The sequence below is a fragment of the Enterobacter cloacae complex sp. S3 genome, assembly GCF_014930495.1.
GTDB lineage: Bacteria > Pseudomonadota > Gammaproteobacteria > Enterobacterales > Enterobacteriaceae > Enterobacter > Enterobacter asburiae_B.
Map to the genome: position 1 here is coordinate 197,786 of NZ_JADBRD010000019.1, position 19,484 is coordinate 217,269.

General features: G+C 56.5%; 19 protein-coding genes. 13 read left to right on the top strand and 6 right to left on the bottom strand.

The features are described 5' to 3' along the window. The first annotated feature begins 2 nt into the window (after positions 1 to 2). From IM317_RS12725 to IM317_RS12775, 11 genes are all read left to right on the top strand, one after another. Positions 3 to 962, top strand: coding sequence for a hypothetical protein (locus IM317_RS12725; RefSeq protein ID WP_033144533.1), 960 nt, complete (start codon positions 3 to 5; stop codon positions 960 to 962). A gap of 8 nt (positions 963 to 970) precedes the next feature. Beyond that, the gene (locus IM317_RS12730; RefSeq protein ID WP_033144532.1) at positions 971 to 2,926 is read left to right on the top strand and encodes a vWA domain-containing protein; all 1,956 of its coding nucleotides are present in this window, start codon (positions 971 to 973) and stop codon (positions 2,924 to 2,926) included. A gap of 17 nt (positions 2,927 to 2,943) precedes the next feature. After that, positions 2,944 to 3,612: an ABC transporter ATP-binding protein gene (locus tag IM317_RS12735; RefSeq protein ID WP_033146480.1), complete on the top strand. Its 669-nt coding sequence runs from the start codon at positions 2,944 to 2,946 to the stop codon at positions 3,610 to 3,612. A 31-nt stretch (positions 3,613 to 3,643) separates the two neighbouring features. Continuing rightward, entirely contained in the window at positions 3,644 to 4,825 is a 1,182-nt protein-coding gene (locus IM317_RS12740) for an ABC transporter permease (protein ID WP_223998096.1), read from the top strand. 130 nt (positions 4,826 to 4,955) lie between these two features. Next, a complete protein-coding gene (locus IM317_RS12745; RefSeq protein WP_223998095.1) occupies positions 4,956 to 6,350 on the top strand; it encodes an SUMF1/EgtB/PvdO family nonheme iron enzyme in 1,395 nt (464 codons plus the stop codon). An 18-nt stretch (positions 6,351 to 6,368) separates the two neighbouring features. Next, the gene (locus tag IM317_RS12750; protein WP_033144530.1) at positions 6,369 to 7,067 is read left to right on the top strand and encodes a hypothetical protein; all 699 of its coding nucleotides are present in this window, start codon (positions 6,369 to 6,371) and stop codon (positions 7,065 to 7,067) included. Between the two features lie 11 nt (positions 7,068 to 7,078). Beyond that, positions 7,079 to 7,561 (top strand): hypothetical protein, encoded by a 483-nt coding sequence (locus tag IM317_RS12755; RefSeq protein ID WP_033144529.1) that lies wholly within the window; start codon positions 7,079 to 7,081, stop codon positions 7,559 to 7,561. 51 nt (positions 7,562 to 7,612) lie between these two features. After that, positions 7,613 to 8,089, top strand: coding sequence for a hypothetical protein (locus IM317_RS12760; protein WP_053085578.1), 477 nt, complete (start codon positions 7,613 to 7,615; stop codon positions 8,087 to 8,089). A 25-nt stretch (positions 8,090 to 8,114) separates the two neighbouring features. Continuing rightward, positions 8,115 to 8,543, top strand: a complete 429-nt coding sequence (locus IM317_RS12765; RefSeq protein ID WP_048980632.1) for an IrmA family protein — start codon at positions 8,115 to 8,117, stop codon at positions 8,541 to 8,543. A 1-nt stretch (position 8,544) separates the two neighbouring features. After that, positions 8,545 to 9,795: a hypothetical protein gene (locus IM317_RS12770; RefSeq protein ID WP_033144528.1), complete on the top strand. Its 1,251-nt coding sequence runs from the start codon at positions 8,545 to 8,547 to the stop codon at positions 9,793 to 9,795. Between the two features lie 141 nt (positions 9,796 to 9,936). Then, positions 9,937 to 10,233 carry a hypothetical protein gene (locus IM317_RS12775; protein WP_033144527.1) on the top strand — a complete coding sequence of 99 codons (297 nt, stop codon included), beginning with the start codon at positions 9,937 to 9,939 and terminating at the stop codon, positions 10,231 to 10,233. Positions 10,234 to 10,291: 58 nt separating this feature from the next. Here IM317_RS12775 and IM317_RS12780 read toward each other — a convergent pair whose 3' ends face one another. Further along, positions 10,292 to 10,894 (bottom strand): ATP-dependent Clp protease proteolytic subunit, encoded by a 603-nt coding sequence (locus IM317_RS12780; RefSeq protein WP_033144526.1) that lies wholly within the window; start codon positions 10,892 to 10,894, stop codon positions 10,292 to 10,294. A gap of 88 nt (positions 10,895 to 10,982) precedes the next feature. Here IM317_RS12780 and IM317_RS12785 point away from each other — a divergent pair, with 88 nt between their 5' ends. Both IM317_RS12785 and IM317_RS12790 read left to right on the top strand, forming a co-directional pair. Further along, on the top strand, positions 10,983 to 11,369 hold the full coding sequence (locus IM317_RS12785; protein ID WP_033144525.1) for a VOC family protein: 387 nt from the start codon (positions 10,983 to 10,985) through the stop codon (positions 11,367 to 11,369). A 185-nt stretch (positions 11,370 to 11,554) separates the two neighbouring features. Further along, positions 11,555 to 12,172: a response regulator transcription factor gene (locus IM317_RS12790; RefSeq protein WP_033144524.1), complete on the top strand. Its 618-nt coding sequence runs from the start codon at positions 11,555 to 11,557 to the stop codon at positions 12,170 to 12,172. A 3-nt stretch (positions 12,173 to 12,175) separates the two neighbouring features. Here IM317_RS12790 and IM317_RS12795 read toward each other — a convergent pair whose 3' ends face one another. The 5 genes from IM317_RS12795 to IM317_RS12815 form a co-directional block, all read right to left on the bottom strand. After that, positions 12,176 to 17,758, bottom strand: coding sequence for an ATP-binding protein (locus IM317_RS12795; protein ID WP_033144523.1), 5,583 nt, complete (start codon positions 17,756 to 17,758; stop codon positions 12,176 to 12,178). 9 nt (positions 17,759 to 17,767) lie between these two features. Beyond that, a complete protein-coding gene (locus IM317_RS12800) occupies positions 17,768 to 18,148 on the bottom strand; it encodes a response regulator transcription factor (protein WP_033144522.1) in 381 nt (126 codons plus the stop codon). 23 nt (positions 18,149 to 18,171) lie between these two features. After that, on the bottom strand, positions 18,172 to 18,432 hold the full coding sequence (locus IM317_RS12805; protein WP_010427264.1) for a XapX domain-containing protein: 261 nt from the start codon (positions 18,430 to 18,432) through the stop codon (positions 18,172 to 18,174). Continuing rightward, the gene (locus IM317_RS12810; protein WP_033144521.1) at positions 18,429 to 18,650 is read right to left on the bottom strand and encodes a DUF1427 family protein; all 222 of its coding nucleotides are present in this window, start codon (positions 18,648 to 18,650) and stop codon (positions 18,429 to 18,431) included. Before IM317_RS12810 ends, IM317_RS12805 begins: the two co-directional genes overlap by 4 nt. 61 nt (positions 18,651 to 18,711) lie before the next feature. Further along, entirely contained in the window at positions 18,712 to 19,398 is a 687-nt protein-coding gene (locus IM317_RS12815) for a hydrolase (RefSeq protein WP_033144520.1), read from the bottom strand. Between the last annotated feature and the right edge of the window lie 86 nt (positions 19,399 to 19,484).

The following is a 19,484-nucleotide window of genomic DNA, read 5'->3' on the forward strand; positions in this document are numbered from 1 at the left end:
ACGTGATCAAACCTGAACTTAAGACGCTGACCCCTATACAACCAGGATTCGCATTGCTCTTGTTGAAAGGCTGGAAAGGCGATGCCGAGGGCGTCACAATCTCGGTAGTACGTAATCAGGATCGCCTGTATCTGGATAGCCACGGTGATTGGGTCAGTGGCGAGATTTTCCTCGCCCTTCCTCCACTGATACAAAATGAGGAGACGCCCTGCGTTCAGGTCGGCCCTTCTCTGATCGATCCACTACTCGCCAACCGCCAGGCGGCCTATCGCATCACCATCAAAGATGGAAGTAATAAGGATATGGGGATTCTGACCATCGCTGAAGGGCTACTCAGCTCCCAGGCCGGTGGTGAAAACCCACTCCCGGAAAATATACAGACGCTGAATGATACCCCCATCGTGCAGCCGATGTCCGTTCAAGAACCGGAACCTGTCGTTTTAGAACCTGTCGCAGAAAAGCCTGTATCTCAACAGCCGCATAAGCCGAAAAGTAAGCTGCCGTTATTTGCGGGATTAGCCATTCTATTGCTCCTGCTGGCCGCTGCTGGGTGGTGGTTTACCCGTAAGCCAGAGCCTGCAATTCCAGCGGCACCTCCCGCGCCCGTCGCGAAAACTACCGGGCCGTGTGGTGATGAACAAATGGCGAGCGGCAATGAAATGGCGTTCGTTAAAGGGTGCCTGCGTAGCCAGCCAAGTAGTGCACAACTGCTGGACGTCATCGCAAAAGCGAAAGCGGCAAAACATTGCGATATCGCTCAGCGCCTTTACGCCTATAAAGCCCAGTCCGGCGATACGCAGATAGCTGTTCGTTATGCACAAGAATATGACCCGAAAACCGCAAAACCAGGGGGATGCTTCAATCCTGACGCAGAGACAGCGGCGTATTGGTATGAATCGGTTGTAAATCAGGACCCGCAGAATAACGAGGCCAAAGCCCGTTTAGCTGAGCTGAAGAAATAGGATAAACAATGAAATACATGCATTGGTTCAGTAGCCTGGTGTGTGCCGCAACGCTGGCATCCCCCGCCTGTGCCGCGGGTAAACAGCCGCTTTTGCAGGAAGGTAAACATGCGTTATTCCAGCGGGTACTGACTTACCCAGGCTGCCAGCTGTCCGCCAAAGCAGGTGAAGCAGGTAAAGAGCAGCCGGCCTTTAGTCGATTCTATGTTTACCAAAGGACAACGCTGGGTCAGGACACGTGGCTGCAGGTTGGGCCGGACAGCTTTGGTCATACCGCTGGCTGGATGAAATCCTCCTGCACCGTTGACTGGAAAATGCAGCTGACGCTGGCGTTTACCAATCCTGCTGGCCGTCAACCGATGCTGTTCTTTAAAGAGAAATCCGACGTTGAGTCTCTTCTGAACAGCAAAAACCCTGCGGCAACATTGCAACCAATGCTCAACAGTTTGAGCAGCCATAAACCGGTCCCGCAGGTTCTGGCACGCGAGCCTGATTACATGGTGGATCAGTTAAAAAACTTTTATCTCTTACCTGTTCTTGGCTCAGATGATGTGTTTACCGATACCGGCTTCCAGGTACGTGTACTCAACGTTGCCTCCGTCAGCGAAAAGTCGCCCGCAAAAAAGGCCGCGTCCGCTGCTGATGAAAAGAACATGATGAAAGGGTTCTCCGCCTCGGTTGTTTTTGTGATCGACTCCACCATCTCGATGGGGCCGTATATCGATCGCACTAAAGAGGCGATCGATAAGATCTACAAGAGGATCGAGAAGGAACACTTACAGGATCAGGTCAAGTTTGGCCTGGTAGCTTTCCGCTCCAGCGTGAAAGCGGTTCCGGGTCTTGAATACGACAGCAAGATGTATGTCGACCCCAATACCGTTAAAGATGGTAAAGACTTCCTCGCTAAAGTACATGACCTGAAGCAGGCTACCGTTTCCAGCAGCAAGGTTGATGAAGATGCTTACGGCGGGGTCATGACAGCGCTGGACAAAGTGGACTGGACGCAGTTTGGCGCCCGCTACGTTGTACTGATTACTGACGCAGGCGCGCTTGATGGCACAGATAAGCTCTCGTCAACCCATCTGGATGCCGCCCAGGTGCGTCAGGAAGCCGCCTATCGTGGCGTTGCGCTGTATGCGTTACATCTGAAAACCTCTGATGGTAAGAAAAATCACAGTTCTGCTGAAGCCCAGTATCAGGAGCTGACGTTAAATCCATTCCTGCACAAACCGCTCTACTATCCTATTGATTCAGGTGATGTAAATAGCTTCGGTAGTATGGTCGATAACCTGGCGAATGCCATTACCGGCCAGATTAAAACAGCCTGGAGCGGCGAAGAAACGGCGGGGAGCGCGCTGGGGGCAAGCCCTAAATATGCCGGTAAGAAAGAAGATCCCCTGCTCAGTGATGCCGACAAGTTAAGTAAGGCAATGCGTCTTGCCTATCTGGGTGAAAAGCAAGGCACCACGGCACCACCGGTATTCAAGTCATGGATAAGCGACCGCGATCTGATTGACCAAAACATCCCGGCGACCGAGGTGCGCGTACTGCTCACAAAAAGCGAGCTCAGCGATCTGAGCGATGTCATGAAGAAGATCGTCAATGCCGCCAATGAGGGGATGATCTCTCCGGATGACATGTTTGCCAGCCTGCGTTCTCTGGCGGCAACCATGGGCAACGATCCAAACCAGGCGAAAGGGAAAAATGCGACCCGCCTAGGAGAGATGGGACTGCTCGGTGAATATATCGAGAGCTTACCTTACCTCAGTGAAGTATTGAGCCTGGACGAAGAAACCTGGAAAAGCTGGGATGGCCTTGAGCAGGAGCGTTTCATCCGCAGGCTGAATACCAAGCTTAATTACTATCAACGCTACAACCAGGATGTAGACCGTTGGGTGGCATTAGCGCCCGATAGCGACCCACGCGATAACGTTTATCCGGTACCTCTGGAGAACCTGCCCTGATGTTGAGGATCCGCGATATGGAGATCAGCCGGGGCGGGACGCATGGCTATAGCGTCGCCCTCCCGCACCTCTCGTTGAAAAAGGGAGAGGTGGTCGCTCTAACCGGGCCTAGCGGGTGCGGTAAAAGCACGCTTCTGGAGATGATAGGGGCGATCCTTCGCCCAGCGCATCTTGCCGAATACCGGCTCGCCGGTCGCGATATTTCAATACCGCTCATGGCTGAAAACGAGCCTGTCCTGGCCGCGCTTCGCGCACGCGAGCTTGGGTTTATGCTACAGCACGGCGGCTTGTTGCCCTGGTTACCCGTGATAGAAAACATCACTCTGGTTCGCAGGCTGGCAGGACTTAGCCTACAGTCAGCCTGGCTCGATAAGGCCATCGACAGCCTGGGCGTGCGGCCGCTGCTGACAAGAATGCCTTCCCGGCTTTCTATCGGCGAGCGCCAGCGCGTTGCCTTCATCCGTGCGATTGCCCACCAGCCACGCTTACTCCTTGCCGATGAACCGACTGCGGCGCTGGATCCTGATAATGCAGACCGGTTGTTTGACCTGATGATCGGCATGGTGCGCTCACTGGATATGGCAGCCATTGTTGTGAGCCACGACTGGCAGCGCGTGACGCATTTTGGGATTGACCGATATCAGGCCGTGACCGGAGAGGGAAAAAGTGTCTTCTTACCCAGCTGATATGCCAGCGTCAGGCACCCTGCTATGCCGTATGGCTCTGCGCGATCTCATTCACGATCGCAAGGTCGCGCTGTGCATCATCTTCTCTTTGATTGCCGTTATCGCACCGTTATTGCTGCTGTTCGGATTGAAGAATGGCATTGTCAGCCAGCTTCGCCATCAGCTTCTCGACGACCCTCGCACCCGGGAAGTACGTATAACGGGTAATGGTAATTATGATTTTGCCTGGCTTGATAAGCTCGCCCGCCGTTCAGAAGTCGGATTTTCGATTCCGTTAACCCGTTCGCTGAACACTCAGGCCGATCTGGTCCGGGACGGGCAACACTTTGTCCCGGGTGCTGAAGTGATCCCGACGGCCAAAGGCGATCCTCTTTTGCAGGATGTCAGAGCACCGGTCAAAGACAGCGATACCGTACTCAGCGCCAGTGCGGCACGGCGCCTTGGCGTGCAGCCAGGAGATATCCTGCGCCTGATGGTGAGCCGAAAAAGCGAAGGGAAAAACCAACGCGCCACGTTCGCTTTAACCATTACCGGCGTGCTGGATGACGCAAAATTTTCACGTCAAAGTGCCTTTATTACATTGTCTTTGCTTGTTGCTCTGGAAGACTACCGCGATGGCTTTCAGGTTCCCTTGCTGGGGGTCAGCGATGGCAAGCCGCCCAGAGAGAGAACCCGCTATTCAAGAGCACGTATCTATGCCAGTTCGATAGATGACGTTTCACTCCTCGCGCGGTGGCTGGAGACGCAGAACATTGAGGCTATCACTCAGTCAGCTCAAATTGAGTCTGTGCGTGCCATCGACCGTGTGCTGGGGATTATCTTTGGCGTGATTGCCTGGATCTCTGCATCAGGGTGCATCGCCTCGTTAGTCGGTGCCTTCATCGCCAACATTGATCGTAAGCGCAAAGATATGGCCGTGCTGCGCCTTCTGGGTTTTCGCCGTCGCGCTGTGACGCTTTTTATTATTATTCAGGCGCTGTGTTTGACCGGCGTCTCATACGGACTGGGTGTGATCATCTACCTGCTGGGCAGCGCATTGTTCAACCATGTGTTGGGCAGTTCTTTACCGGACCAGGCATTCGTCTGTCACCTTGTCCCCCTTCATTTTATCGCCGCATTGCTCTGTGTCCTTGCCGTGGCGTTAGGCGTGGCCGCTATCGGAGCACTGCGCGCATTGAAAATCGAACCTGCGGAGAGTTTACGTGAAATCTAAACTGGCGGTGAGCCTGGCTATCATTGGACTCGGGTACGCCTGCGCGGCGAAAGCCACCTGGGATGAAAAGTTCTGGAACCCAAAACCTCTGGCCGATGACGTGATATTGCCTATGCCGTGCGACGGTGCCATGGCATTTCGCAAAGTCGCTATCCCGCTGAATAAACCGCTGGAAGATTACAACATCACGCTGGGGCAAGAAGGCGACGACTGGGGATACGTTGAACAATCTCGCCAGGAACACATTGCAGGCAGTTTCCCGGAGAAGGGTGGTAAGGGCCGTTATTACCTGATGGCCAAATATGAACTGAGCGACCTGCAGTATCGCGCGCTTTCTGGGGAATGCCCGACGACGGATATGAAAGGACGTTTACCGAAGGTGAGTATTGGCTGGATGGATGCCATGGTATTCGCAAATCAATACAACCTGTGGTTACGAAAAGAAAAACTTTCTGCACTGCCTGAAGATGATGGTCAGGCGGGATTTTTACGGCTTCCGACAGAAACCGAGTGGGAGTTTGCCGCACGCGGCGGGCTCGCGGTTTCCCCCGCAGAGTTCCGCGATCGCCACTTCCCCATGCCTGAAGGATTAAACGGTTATGTCTGGTTTGCGGGGGCACAGTCTGCAAATGGAAAACTTCAGCTTACCGGCCTGCTGAAACCTAACCCGCTCGGATTGCACGACATACTGGGCAACGCAGCAGAGATGATGTTTGACCCGTTCCGCCTGAACAAGCTCGATCGCCTGCATGGTAAGGCTGGGGGCTATGTCGTTCGGGGGGGCAGTTATATGACTCCTCAGGCGGATATCCGCAGTTCACTGCGTGGAGAGGAGCCGTACTATGCCAATGCGGGCGAGAATACAACCAAAAGCACCGGTGTTCGTCTGGTTTTAGTTTCCACAACCCTGACATCACGCGAGCGGGTGAAAGAGATTGAAAAAGAGTGGCAATCATTAGGCACGGGTAAAAAGGAGACACCTGCAGGCAAAGCTGATGATTCGCTAAAAAACCTGAATGCTATCTCGGCAAAAGTCCAGGATGACGCACTGAAGAAACAACTTGAGCAACTGCGCGGTGAGCTGCGCGCAAATAGCCAGCTTCGGGATGAACAACGGGATCAGGCAATACGCACATCGTTACAGTTGGGCGCCTTTTTGTGCACAAAAATGAAAGATGACGGCGAGTTTTACGATCGTCTCAACCAGCTCTTCACCAAAACCTGTGCCGCAGGCAGCCAGCTTGATGCTAATTGCTCCCGCCGTCAGGAACAGCTTGGTCAACATCAAAAAGCCCTTGATTTTATTACCAGTTATTACGCTGACACCCTGGTAGACATGGGCACAACCTATGACAAACCCCTCATCGAACCGCAGGTCGCTGTCGTATTGCAACAGATGGCTGCACGCGGAAAAACCAACCTTAACGGTTATCTCGATACCTACTGGAAGAACCTTCAGGGGTACTGGAAAGATGGAAAAGTTGCGCGCGAGGCGTGGCTTAGTTCATGTAAAAAAAATAATTAAATAGTTCAGGAGATTGGAATGTTAAAGGTTATTCGCACAGCAGTGATAGCAGGAATGATGGTATTTCTGGCGGGGTGCCAGAATGGCAGTACGGGAAGTAGTGGCGGCGTCGACCCGCGCCTTGCCAATAATCAGGACGTTGAGTTTTTCAATAAATCAGGCTGGCAGGCCTGTGCTGGCGGCGCGGTAATCGGCGCACTGGCTTGCGCTGTCAGTAACTCCAGCAACAAAGCGGTATGTATGGCCGCCGCCGCTATCGCCGGTTGCGGTGTGGGTATGGGGGCTAACGCCTATCTGGATAATCAGCGCAAAAAATACGCCTCCCAAGAGCTGCAGTTAAACGCAACGATTAAGGATGTTGAAGCCGAAAACAAACGCATTCAGAACGCAACCAGCGTTGCAAAATCGGTTATCGACTCTGATAAAAAGACCCTCGCTCAAATAGAAAAAGATATGGCTGCAAACACGGTGAAAAAAGACGCCGTACAGAAGCAAATTAAAGGAGTGGATGCCAACATTGCTTACCTTCGCGGCACCATCACCGACATGAAAAAACATGAGAAGCAGTGGCAGGACGTTTCTGCAGACATGAGCAAATCCGGCAGTGATACCCAAAATCTGGATAGCGAGATTGCGTTGATGCGCGACAAAATTGGCTCTCTGCAGGGCGAGCTCGATAGCCTCTATACCCAGCGCACCGCGCTGAAAGTCGGTTGAGGGGAATAGCAATGCGTTATATTTTTCTTGCACTCAGCGCACTCATATTAGCCGGCTGTGCCACTAACGCGCGAGATTGTGACCCGACAACCGGTGATGTCAGCATTATTACCAAATTTAACTGCAACTACTCCGGCACCTGGGATAAGCGCGTTGAAGATAAACAAAAAACGCTGCAACACGATCAGGAACTGAATAAAGAGTTCAAAGCGGTGAATGATGCGATTGAAAAAGAGAAAGCACTGAGCAATGCCAACGTAGCCAGTAAACAAAAATCGCAGCAAGAACTGCAAAAGTCGATGAACAATCTGGTCGCCCAGTTGAAGAAAAAAACAGCTGGCCGGGCTGATGCTCAAAAGCAAGTTGCAGACCTGGAAAAAAGTATGAAGGAGGCGCAAAACAAACCAAGCGCTTCCGAATTGCAAAAACAGATGGAACTGCAGAAGCTGCAGGGACAGCTGAATGAATTACAAGAAACACTGGCTTCACAATAATAAAATAGCAGCCGGATTACCGGCTGCTTTACCTGCTAAGGAAAAATAACGTTGAAATCTCAATTACTCTCTGCTGGATTATTGACACTTCTGGCGACAACTCCAAGCGTTCATGCTGCACCGCCTGAGCCTGAACTTATTTTCAACTGCGAACTCACGAACGGAAAATACGTTATCGTCCGTCTGGATCACGATGTTCCTACTTATTATTACGGCTCACTTGAAAAAGTAGAAATGACTCTCCCCAAAAATGAGGGAGACAAAAAGCAGGTTCGCCTGGGTGAAATGACGTTCTCAGGTGGAGGCGCTTATTATTATCGTTTCATCAATGGCAACTACAGCTATGTTGTTTATAGCGGTACGGGAAAAGGATGGGATTATACCGGCCTGAAAGTATATAAAAACCAAAAGCTCATCATGAAAAAAGAGTGCACTAATGGGGGGTTTTTACCTAATGAATATCGCGGTCAAGGCCTCGTAAAAGAAGCGGACACCGGTGATGATGCAACATACGGTTATGTTGATTAATACATCATTTTCAGGATGGTAAAATATGATGAGCCGTTACTTACACTGTAGCACAGTATTCGCATGTCTTTTATTCGCTGCTCCAACTCATGCGATTGAGATCTGGCACTCAAACACCGTCTGGGCAAATCAAGGGATGTGCAGCGCCACTTTCACGCTGGACAGTGGCATGGAAAGCGTTGGTTCGTTAGAGATAGGCTTTGACCTCGTTGATGCAAAAAATAACCTTGTAGCTCATGATACTTTGCAGGTAGACCCATTCGGCGATTCTGATGCCACGCGATACCAAACGGCTTTCGCCGAAGGCGAGCATTATTGCGAAAGCAATCTCACGCTGCGCCTGACGTCACTGGCATTAGTTAACGGAAAGACCAAACAGCCTTTACCTCTCAGTTTGCTTACACCAAGGGCATTTATTCCATTCCCTATCATTAACCCACAGGCAGATCACTAATATGTCTATAGACGCTGAAGCAAACTCAACACCTGACAATAATGGACCTGGCCTTTGCTTTTTGTTATTACTTATCTTTGGCGGGTTCGTTTTCTTTATACCTGCAAGCGTTGTGGTCGCCTTCCCGGCCGTTCTCGCCGGTTCCTTCCTGTATTTTATCTGGTATCTTATTTCGGAAGGGCATTTAGGCAATATTCTTGGCAGTATGATCGTCAGCATGATACTTATGGCTATCGCCGCAGCTATTCCTGTCATTGGCTGGATATTGTTACTTCTATGGATCTTCTACAATATTGCGAAAGCCTTTGAGACGATAAAAACATTACTTCCCGATGCGCTCTTTAGCGCTGTTCTCTATGGATGTTTGCTCTTTCCCGTTATCCAGGAAATGGCAATGGACGAGGAGAGCAACATGGCTGCCACTATCGCTTGTGGTGTCGTGTACGTGATAACTGCAGGGCTTTATTGTTCCAGGTTAACGCAGCTGGCAACCAACACTAAGCAAAGTATTTTCTATTTTTCAATTATGTGGCTTTCGGTCCCACTTATCGCACTTCTGATCGTCTCGATTGTGGCATCCTTACGCGCGGCATTCAGAACCGTGCTGACCCCGGTGCAGACCGTGGTCAAAACCCCGCAAAACGTATCAGCGCATATGCGAGGCGGGAGCCATGTCAACGCTTACACCCGAACTGTGACCACCATTCAACATAGCGTGACCTCCCAGACGCTTCCGGGGATGGGAGCTGTTGGGGCCTCTATGGTTGGTTCCGTATCGGAGGCAACGATAACAACACCACAACAGCCACAGCAAACCTTGCCAGCGCTGGAACACAAACCAGCCGGGGGTGAATTAACACAGTATGCGACGAACAAAGACCACAATTTTTACCGCTACGACAATCTCAACGCGAAAAAAATAAATAATTTCGTCCAGGCGGCCAGTCATCGTCAATTGCTGCCTCCTCTCACGGAAGATGCGATCCTGTTCTACTACGACGAAACGGTTTTCGGCCAAGGGGATCATGGTGTGGTATTAACCGATGACGGTGTTTATTGCGTGTTAGGAAAATTGTATGAAACTTTCTACGCCCGCTTCAGCGAAGTCAGTAGCGTAGTCATAAAAGGATCCTTTAATAAAAAAATTGTCCTGCATATGAAGAATGGCCAGAAACATAATATTGAACTGACTCAATCAAATGCCGGGGCAAAAAAAATCTACGAACTTATCAGCATCGCAGCCCAGAATTAAGTAATCCTCCAGGCACCCGCTCAACGGGTGCCTTTCAGACTTCTGCATGACACATTCTGACAGTTTCACGCTTTATCGTGATCGCCATATCTACAGCGGCTTATATCGTTACGTTAAGAGAGAGCTGTCATGAGGCCTGAAATGAGCGATTTCACTGAACTGCCGGTCACTGGCTTTGTTAAGACCACAACAGCGGTCTACACGCGTAAACAGAACCCCTCGGTATTCTCGCCCGTGGCGCGTGAACTCCCTGCGGGAAGCCAGCTGACGGTGCAGGCTGCGGTGATGGGGGATGCTGTGGAAGGCAACGCGCACTGGTATCGCATTGATGAGGATACATACATCTGGGCGGGGGCATGCACACGGCTCGATCCTTACCCGGCGTTTCCGCCAGGCACGCGAACGAACTGGATGGCGGTGGTGTTCGAGGTACGCTAGGTCCGGTGTAGGTCGGGTTAGGCGAAGCCGCCACCCGACTCAAACACGCCGCGAAAACTTAATCCAGCTTCAGCTCGTCATAATGGGTAATCAGTTTACCCACGATGCCGTAGTCCAGCGCTTCTGCCGGAGACATCCAGAAGTTGCGGTCGGTGTCTTTTTTCACTTTTTCCAGCGGCTGGCCGGTGGCGTCGGCGATCAGCTTGTTCACGCGATCCAGCATGCGGATGATCTCGCGCGCTTCGATCTCAATATCCGTTGCCTGACCGCGCACGCCGCCCAGTGGCTGGTGGATCATAAAGCGGGTATTTGGCAGCGAGTAGCGGTGCTCTTTTTTCGCCGCCAGGAAGATGGTGATCCCGGCGCTCGCCACCCAGCCGGTGCCGATGACGTGCACTTCCGGGCGGATGAACTTGATGAAGTCGTGGATGGTATCGCCCGCTTCCACGTGGCCGCCCTGGCTGTTGATGTACAGCTTGATCGGATCGTTGCTGACGCTTTGCAGCAGGATCATCTGGGTGATGACCTTCTGCGCCAGCTCCTGGTTGATCTCACCGGAGATCACAATCGAACGAGACTCCAGCAGTTTTTGCTGCAGAGCGCCCGCGCCGTTTGCCCCTTCCGCTTTTTCCTTGTCGCTATCTTTCAGTGTGTAGTGCATTGTTATTTCCTCAGCTTGTCGCGCTCAAAACCAGAGTGTAGCCTGTTTTACCGGTGAAAGTCCTCACAGACAAATAACGAGGGAGCTTATGAATATTGCCCATGTCGCACTCTGGACCCGCAGCCTGAACGCGCAGGTTCAGTTCTGGGAAACGGTGTTTGGTGGCCGCAGTAACGAACGCTACGTCAGTAAAAATCGTCCCGGTTTCGAATCACACTTTATTACGCTGAATAACGGGCCGACCATCGAGCTGATGACGCTGCCGGATCTGCCCGACGCCCCTGCGCACCCGGAGTTTATCGGCTGGGCGCATATCGCCATCAACGTCGGCAGCAAAGCGCAGGTCGACAGCATGGCGGAGCGGGCACAGGCCAACGGCACGCTGCTCAGCGCCCCGCGCATGACCGGGGACGGCTTCTATGAAGCGGTAATTGCGGATCCGGACGGCAACCGCATTGAGCTTGTGGGTGCATAAAATCAGCGTTTCGTTGCTTAGCCGCCCCGGTCACGTATCGCTATACTTCATCTTCATACGGTTATCATATTGTTAAATGATAATGATAGTTAATGTGTTAAGATGAAAGTCAGCATAAACAGTCCCTTACGTAACCGGCGGGATTGTTTGCATCCTCGACATGTAAATCAGCACCGGGGCGGTGAATGGAACACATTGTGTATGTGGTTGATGACGATGACGCAGTCAGGCAGTCCGTGATCGGGCTGCTGGATTCGGCGGACCTGAACGCCGTCGGCTTTTCATCGGCAGAAGCGTTTCTTCAACACCGCTTTGAAGAGCTCCCGTCGTGCGTGGTCCTCGATATGCAAATGCCCGCCATCTCGGGCTTTGAGGTGGCTGACGCCCTAAAGGACAGCGGGCGCGAGATCCCGATTATTTTTCTTACCGGCCACGGCACTATCCCGATGTCGGTGCGCGCCATTAAAGGCGGCGCGTACGAATTTCTCACCAAGCCCGTCGAATCCACCGCGCTTATCGACGCCATTGAGTCCGCGCTTCAGCTGGCGGAACACAACGCCGTGCGCAATAAAGAGCACTACGCCCTGAAGCAGCGCCACATGTCCCTCACCCCGCGCGAGCACGAGGTGCTGACGCTGGCGATAAGCGGCATGCTGAACAAGCAGATTGCCGCCGAGCTGGGCGTCAGCGAGATCACGGTGAAGGTGCACCGCCGCCGCGTGATGGAGAAAATGCAGGTGCGCTCCGTCGCGGAGCTGGTCAGGGCCGTTGAGCGCCTGACCAATAGCCAGCCGGCGGAGTAACCTTTACCCTTCCTGCGCCGCCAGCGGCAGCGCAAACGCGAACACCGTGCCGTACGGCTCCCGGCGGCGCGCGCTCAGCTTCCCGCAGTGGCGCTCGATGATGCTGGCGCTGATGGTCAGCCCCATCCCCATCCCCTGGGCCTTGGTGGAGTAGAACGAGTCAAAAATCTGCTCCAGCCGCTCGGGCTCAATGCCGCTCCCGGTATCGGCGATCTCGACGATCACTTTCCCGTCCGCGTTGGCGGTGCTGAGGGTAATGGTGCTGGCGCGTTCCTTCACCTCGGCCATCGCCTCTACCGCATTCATCACCAGGTTCAACAGCACCTGCTGGATCTGCACGCTATCGCCGGTGATAAAGCTGTTCTGCGCCTGTAACAGATAATCAACGCTAATATGTCTCTGCTCCAGCTCGCTGCGCGAAAGCGTGATGATATGGTGGATCAGGTAGTGCATGTCGATGCGCGAGAAGGTGGGATCCTGCTTGCGCGTCAGGGACTGGATGCTGCGAATGATCTCCCCCGCCCGCGCGCCTTCCGCGGCGATCTCCTCCAGCCCCTCACGCACTTTATCCAGACGGGCGGGCTCGCGGTTGAGCCAGCGCAGGCTCGCCCCGGCGTTCGAGACGATCGACATCAGCGGCTGGTTGATCTCGTGGGCGATGGAGGAGGTCAGCTGCCCGACGGTGGTGGCCCGGGACACCCGCGCCAGATCCGCCTGCGCGACCCGCATGGCATCCTCCGCCGCGCGCTGGCCGGTGATATCGGTGATGATGCCGTAATACTCGTTCACCTCGCTGCCCACGCCCACCGGATCGCCAATCCCGAGGATGTAGCGCGTTGAGCCGTCGGTACGCTTAACGCGAAACTCCGCGCGCATGGAGAGCCCGTCGCGCACGCTTTGGGTGACGATGGCGCTGATGCGGGCGTAATCGTCCTCATGGACGAAGGTCAGAAACTCCGCCATGGAGATCGTCTTTTGCTGCCCGGGCAGGCCGAGAATGCGGGCGTACTCTTCCGAGACAAACATCAGATCCTGCTCCAGCTCCCAGCGCCAGCTGCCGGTGTGGCTGATCTGCTCGCCGAGCATCAGCGAGGTCTGGCTGGATCGCAGCTCTTTCTCCACCCGTCGGCGCTGGATGTTCTCCGCCAGCAGCTCGGCGTACAGCCGCGCCGTCTCAAGGGATACCGCGGCCTGCGCGCCCAGCAGGCTCACCACGCGCGAGTGCTCGGCGGTGAAGACCTCCGGCATCAGGCGGTTTTCGAGGTAGAGCACGCCTACCAGCCGCGCCTGTTTGAACATCGGGACGCACATGACCGCCGCCCCCGAGGTCACCAGATAAGGGTCCTGACTGAAGGGATGGAACTCCTCCGGCCTGCCGGTGCGGATCTCCTGCCCGGTGCGGATCACCGCCGCCAGCACCGACAGCGGCAGGTCGGTCGCCGTCGGCACGTCTTTCAGGATCCGCACCCGCACGCCCTCGGTGCTGGTCCAGGCGCTGGCCTCAATCTCCGGGATGAGGCTCTCGCTCACGCGCAGCAGCAGACCGCGCTGCGCCCCGGCGCGTTCGAGCAGGATGGTCATCAGGTTTTCGATTAAGCGCTCAAGGTTAATCTCTTCCGACAGCGCGCGGGAGGCTTTGATGACGCTTTGCAGATCGCGGATGGTCTCATTCTGGGCGAACGCCACCGTGTCGTAGGCGCTGGCCTGCCCGGAGGCCAGCAGGTGCGGGAAATCCTGCTCCAGCTGGCGCACCTTGGCCTGCGCGCCCGCGCGGCCCCAGGCGGCAATCGAGCCGCGGAAGTGCGCGTCCGACGCTGTCGGGTAGCCGCAGGCCAGCGCAAAGCGCCCCGCCAGCTCGTGGGCCAGGGCGTTGATCGGGTTAAACCCGCCCTCGCGGGACAGCCGGACCGCCTTCTCATACTGCTCGAGCGCAATGCTGTTCATTCCGTCCAGACGCACGATTTCGGCGTAAATCAGCGCCTCTTTATCCGCGAACGTGCCGGGATTAACGCGCGCCCAGAGGGCGATTTTGTCGTAGTGGGCGTGAATGCTGCGGCGGTGATTCGCCGAGAAGGTCTCCGGCGTCAGCTGACGGGAGAGCGCCAGGGCGCTGTAGAGATGGTAATCCAGCAGATGGATGTGGCCCGGCGCAGACCACGCGTACCAGCCCGCCATCTCGAGATCCGCCTGCGCGTCGGCATATTCGCCGCAGGTAAAGTGCGCCATGCCGCGATACAGCCAGTACCAGAAGAGCATGGTGGAGTTCTTCTCCGGCGCCTGCTCCGGCGACGCGGGAAGCAGCGCCTCCGGCAGCACCTGCGACGCGGTCCAGGTGCCGATGACCGGCGTGCGCAGGAACTCAACGTAGCCGCGCTGGACCATCAAAATGGTTTCCACGTCCTGGAAGTGGGTTTTACGCACGAACGCCAGGCCGCGATCGATGCTGGTCAGCACCCCGTCCAGGTGATCGCCCCGCGAGAGGAAGTTAATCACCTGGTGGCAGGCCGCAAAGCAGGCCATCGTCATATCTCCGTGGGTCACCGCCGAGGTGAAGCAGGCCTTCGCGCACTCGATGGTAAACGATAAAGGCTGGGTCCAGACGCTGAGCTGGTCGAGCGGCAGCAGGGTTTTGGCTTCGAACGCGTCGTAGCCGTGGCGATTGACCAGCTCGCGGGCAAGCGTGCCGTACTGGAACCCAAGGCGATACTCGGCGTAGCGGTGGCCAATCAGCACGCCAAACCAGGCCATCGCCGTGGTGGAGGCGCCGGTAATGCCGTGGTCGAGAGTCAGGTGCATCATGCGGCAGAGCAGCAAAAAGTGCAGGCGCGGGCAGATGAAGCTGGCGCAAATGCTGGCGCTGTAGAGCAGGTTCATCACCGCTTCGGTTTCCGGGTTATCCATCCGCGACAGTTGGGCAAACAGGTTTTTCGGCGCGTCGGCCGTGCGGTTGCAAAACAGCGCCCAGGCCTCGTCGCAGTCGGCATCTTCCGGATAGCAGCTAATCTGGATCCCAAAAATCCCCAGCCAGCAGAGTGCCTCCTCCAGCGCCAGACGGCTGTCCGACTGGCGAATGTACACCTCCACCAGCAGGTTCGCCGCCAGCGCCTTTTCGGTCAGCCCGCCTGGGCAGCCGAGAATGGCATCACACAGCTCGCGGGTCCGCTCCAGGTGCCCCAGCGCAAACTCGCAGCCCGCCTCTTCGATATCGAGCATAAAGTCCGACACCGTCCCGGCGTTGCCCAGCGCTCTGGCGGTCTGGATATAGCCGAGCGCCGAAGGATAATCCCCCGAGCGCTTCGCGCGTCGCGCGGCCAGAAGGCTCAGCTCGCGGAACATCTCGCGCTGCGGGGCGGGCTGGATGCTGTCCAGCGCGGCCGTGACGTGGTGAACGGCGCGGAACAGCAGCTCGTTCCCCGCCGCCTGACGCGCGGCGTCGGCCAGCAGGCTGGCGGTGGTCAGGTGAATATGGCTTCTCTCATGCCGATCCAGCAGCGCAAAGGCGGCCTCCTGCACCCGGTCGTGGGTGAAGGCGTACTTTTTTTCCGCCAGCACGATGAGCTGGGCCATCACCGCCGGGTGCAGCGCATAGCGCATTTCCGCCATCGACATGCCGACCACGCGGCAGATCATCTCCATCTCGCCCGTGCCGCCGAGACAGGCGATGCTGCCCAGCAGGCGGCGCGTCTCGTCGGGGAGTTCTTCAAGCTGCTCCAGCACCAGGGTGACGAGGTTTTCGGTGTAGTGCCTGGCGCGGATCGCCTGCAGATCGTAGTGCCACTTGTCCTGATATTTGTTGTGCACCACCAGGCCGTCATCCACGATGCGGCGGAAAAACTCGTGCACAAAGAGCGGGTTGCCGCCCGTCTTCTCGTGGATCAGCGTGGCGAGGTCGGTCGTCGCCGCGCTGCGGGTGCGAAATACCGTCGCCAGCCAGCGCGCCACTGCTTTTACGGAAAGCGCCTGCGGGACAATCTCGCTCGCGTTTTGCGCCGCCTCCGGCAGGCCCGCCAGCAGCGCCTGCAGGGCGGCGTCGGGCACGGCGCTGATATCCCGGTGGGCCGCGACCACCAGCAGCGGAACAGCGCCGCAGTTCATCAGCAGATATTTGAGCGTGTGCAGGCTGGCGGCGTCGCTCCACTGGAGATCGTCGAGCACCAGCACCAGCGGGCAGCCCTGCGAGGCAAAGGTTTTTACCAGCGCCAGCACCATATGGCTGAAGCGCGCCCGGGCATCAATGGAAAACGTATCCGCCGAGAAGCGCGGCTTGCTCTCCAGCAGCAGGCCCAGCTCTGGCACCAGGCTGACGGCCAGCGCCTCGTGCCCCTCCAGGGCGCGAGACAGGCGGATTTTCCACTTCGCCACCTCCTCTGCGGGCAGCCCCAGCAGGTGCAGCGTCAGGGTGCGGAACGCGGAACTTAATACGCCGTAGGGCAGCGACGGCGAAAACTGGTCGACTTTGCCCACCGCCAGCAGCACCGTACGCTGCTGCAGCGTTTTGAGCGCCGTCGCGATGATCGAAGATTTGCCGATCCCCGACGGCCCGCCGATTGTCACCAGCTCCGGCACCAGGTTCTGACTCACCCGCTCAAACGCCGCAATAACGTCGTTCGCCTGCGGATGCGTCGCGAAGAGGGAGTCCGCCAGATGGATCGCCGGGGTGCGGTCCTGCTGGCCGGGGGTAAAAGCGACGATCTCGCCCTCGCAGGTCAGCGTCGCCTGGCAGCGGCGGAGGTCGGCAATCAGCCCGTCGACCGTCTGGTAGCGGTTATCGGGGTGCTTTTCCAGCAGCTTCAGGATGATGGTCGACAGCATTCCCGGCACGTCCGGGCGGATCGCGTCCGGGGCCAGCGGCGCGGAGGCAATATGGTAGTGCGCCCAGTTGGCTCGATCGTCCTCCCCCAGCTCAAACGGCAGGCGTCCGGTCAGAAGTTCGTACAGCACCATACCGAGGCTGTAGAGATCGCTGCGGCCGTCGACGGGGCGCTGGGTGCGGGTGGTGTGCTCCGGCGACATATACGCGGGCGTACCGCCTGAAACGGCAAGCCGGGTCTGGGTGACGGCATCGGAGAGACTGCTTGAAAGGCCAAAGCTGCCCAGACGGCAGGTGGCGTCGTGATGAACAAAAATACTGCCGGGCTTGATATCGCCGTGGATCAGGTTTTGCAGATGCATCTGGCGCAGGGGAACGCAGATCTGGATCGCCATCTCGAGAAAGCGCGTGATGCCCGAGATCGCCCTGCCCGCGCGCCGCGCCAGCAGTTCAAACGAAAACGGGGCGTACACCAGCGCGAAGCGCCCCCGGTACTGCGTTGACGCGACGGCGCGAATGGCCCAGCTGTCCTGCAGCACGTCGCGCAGCGCAAACTCGTTTTTGAGCAGCCGGGTGGCCCGCTCTTCCTCTTCGTCGCTCACCGCGGTGGCGATAATGAACGAGCCGCCGGAATGAGGATGTCGCGCGTGCATCCAGGCGATTCCGCCCTCCTGCGCCAGCACGGTAAAAATCACATCCTCTTTAAGGACAAAAACCCGCCCCTGGTGAAGATTCCCCTGGGCGGGCCAGAATGCAGGCTGCTCGTGTTCGTTCATCCGCGATCCTTATTGTCGGCGGGCCATCTCCCGCTGAATATGATCCAGCAGAATATCGATGTTAATAGGCTTACGCAAAAATGCAGCGGCGCCCAGATCAAGAGCGTACCGCTGCATATTTTCATCAGCATGACCGGAGATAAAGAGCACGGGCGGAGGCGGTACGGCCAGCAGCCGGAGCTTTTCAAACAGCTCCAGGCCGCTCATGCCCCGCAGCTTGATGTCGGTGATCACCAGCGCCGCGCCGGACAGGGCGAAGGGATGGCTCAGAAACACCTCTGCCGAATCAAACGTATCGGCGGCATAGCCTTCCGACTCCAGGAGATTACTCAGCCCGCTGCGGACGGATCGTTCGTCATCAATGATGGCAATGCGCCACGGCAGCGTCATGCTGTCTTTCCTCTCACAAATCATTAAACGTCGCGATCGTCCTTCGCGGGCGCAGGGGGCGCCGTGCCGCTGATTTTCGGCACGCATTCGTGACGAAACCAGGCGAGGGTAAGCGGTTCGCGACTCAGTAAACGCCGTCCCACCGGGATGAGCTGCTCGCCCACCAGCATGCCAAACAGACCAAGCAGGGCGACAACCGGCGGTGCCGGGGAATGTACGTCGAGCAGGGCGTAAATTACCCCAGCAACCACGCCGCACACCAGCGAAATTATCCATGCTTTCATGACGACGCTCCCGTCTGCGAGTTGACCTGCGGAACGGTCACCGGAGGCGGCGGCGCGCCGTCGCGGGATAACAGATGTCGCGTCGCCTGTTCACCCGCCAGCATCCCCAGCAGGCCAATCAGCGCCAGCGCGGGCGGCGCGGGGGAGCGCACCTTCAGCACGGCATACATCAGGCCAATCAACACGCCTGCCGCAAGGGATATCAGCCCAGTACTCATTGTGAACTCCAGAGAAAGAGGCAGCGGCGAGCCGGATGAGGGACCAGCCCGCCAGCGGAACTTAGCGTGCCGGGACCGGCGCTAAGGTGCGATGCTCGCTCTTCTGGCGAGACGGCGCTTTGTGCACCATGGTGTAGGCGTAATCGACGCCCATGCCGTACGCGCCGGAGTGCTCGCGCACGATATCCATCACCGCGGTGTAGGTCTCTTTACGCGCCCAGTCGCGCTGCCACTCCAGCATCACCTGCTGCCAGGTCACCGGGATCACGCCCGCCTGGATCATGCGATGCATCGCGTAGTCGTGGGCTTCTTTGGAGGTGCCGCCGGACGCGTCCGCCACCATATAAATTTCGTAGTCGCCTTCCAGCATCGCGCACAGGGCAAAGCTGTTGTTGCACACTTCGGTCCACAGGCCGGCAACCACCACCTTCTTCTTGCCGTTGGCCTGCAGCGCGTCGCGCACCTTCTGGTCGTCCCAGGAGTTCATGGAGGTACGCTCCAGAATGTCCTGGCCCGGGAACACGTCCAGCAGCTCCGGATAGGTATTACCGGAGAAGCTTTCGGTCTCAACGGTGGTGATGATGGTCGGGATGTTGAACACCTTAGCCGCTTTCGCCAGCGCCACGGTGTTGTTTTTCAGCACCTGACGGTCAATAGACTGCACGCCAAACGCCATCTGAGGCTGGTGATCGATAAAGATGATCTGACAGTTCGCAGGGGTTAACACTTCGAGCTTTGAAGAGGTCATAGCATTTTCCAGTGGTTAAGGGTGAAATCGCCGCGAGCGCCGCGACGATAAAGTCACCCTCATCCTGCGGTTTTCCGTCTTTGCGC

What these genes read in the sequence shown, in the direction of transcription:
- IM317_RS12805 (WP_010427264.1), bottom strand. Translation starts at nt 18,432, where the DNA reads ATGAAAGCATGGATAATTTCGCTGGTGTGCGGCGTGGTTGCTGGGGTA.
- IM317_RS12735 (WP_033146480.1), top strand. Translation starts at nt 2,944, where the DNA reads ATGGAGATCAGCCGGGGCGGGACGCATGGCTATAGCGTCGCCCTCCCG.
- IM317_RS12780 (WP_033144526.1), bottom strand. Translation starts at nt 10,894, where the DNA reads ATGCACTACACACTGAAAGATAGCGACAAGGAAAAAGCGGAAGGGGCA.
- IM317_RS12800 (WP_033144522.1), bottom strand. Translation starts at nt 18,148, where the DNA reads ATGACGCTGCCGTGGCGCATTGCCATCATTGATGACGAACGATCCGTC.
- IM317_RS12755 (WP_033144529.1), top strand. Translation starts at nt 7,079, where the DNA reads ATGCGTTATATTTTTCTTGCACTCAGCGCACTCATATTAGCCGGCTGT.
- IM317_RS12775 (WP_033144527.1), top strand. Translation starts at nt 9,937, where the DNA reads ATGAGCGATTTCACTGAACTGCCGGTCACTGGCTTTGTTAAGACCACA.
- IM317_RS12740 (WP_223998096.1), top strand. Translation starts at nt 3,644, where the DNA reads ATGGCTCTGCGCGATCTCATTCACGATCGCAAGGTCGCGCTGTGCATC.
- IM317_RS12785 (WP_033144525.1), top strand. Translation starts at nt 10,983, where the DNA reads ATGAATATTGCCCATGTCGCACTCTGGACCCGCAGCCTGAACGCGCAG.
- IM317_RS12790 (WP_033144524.1), top strand. Translation starts at nt 11,555, where the DNA reads ATGGAACACATTGTGTATGTGGTTGATGACGATGACGCAGTCAGGCAG.
- IM317_RS12810 (WP_033144521.1), bottom strand. Translation starts at nt 18,650, where the DNA reads ATGAGTACTGGGCTGATATCCCTTGCGGCAGGCGTGTTGATTGGCCTG.
- IM317_RS12745 (WP_223998095.1), top strand. Translation starts at nt 4,956, where the DNA reads ATGGCATTTCGCAAAGTCGCTATCCCGCTGAATAAACCGCTGGAAGAT.
- IM317_RS12750 (WP_033144530.1), top strand. Translation starts at nt 6,369, where the DNA reads ATGTTAAAGGTTATTCGCACAGCAGTGATAGCAGGAATGATGGTATTT.
- IM317_RS12730 (WP_033144532.1), top strand. Translation starts at nt 971, where the DNA reads ATGAAATACATGCATTGGTTCAGTAGCCTGGTGTGTGCCGCAACGCTG.
- IM317_RS12815 (WP_033144520.1), bottom strand. Translation starts at nt 19,398, where the DNA reads ATGACCTCTTCAAAGCTCGAAGTGTTAACCCCTGCGAACTGTCAGATC.
- IM317_RS12770 (WP_033144528.1), top strand. Translation starts at nt 8,545, where the DNA reads ATGTCTATAGACGCTGAAGCAAACTCAACACCTGACAATAATGGACCT.
- IM317_RS12765 (WP_048980632.1), top strand. Translation starts at nt 8,115, where the DNA reads ATGATGAGCCGTTACTTACACTGTAGCACAGTATTCGCATGTCTTTTA.
- IM317_RS12795 (WP_033144523.1), bottom strand. Translation starts at nt 17,758, where the DNA reads ATGAACGAACACGAGCAGCCTGCATTCTGGCCCGCCCAGGGGAATCTT.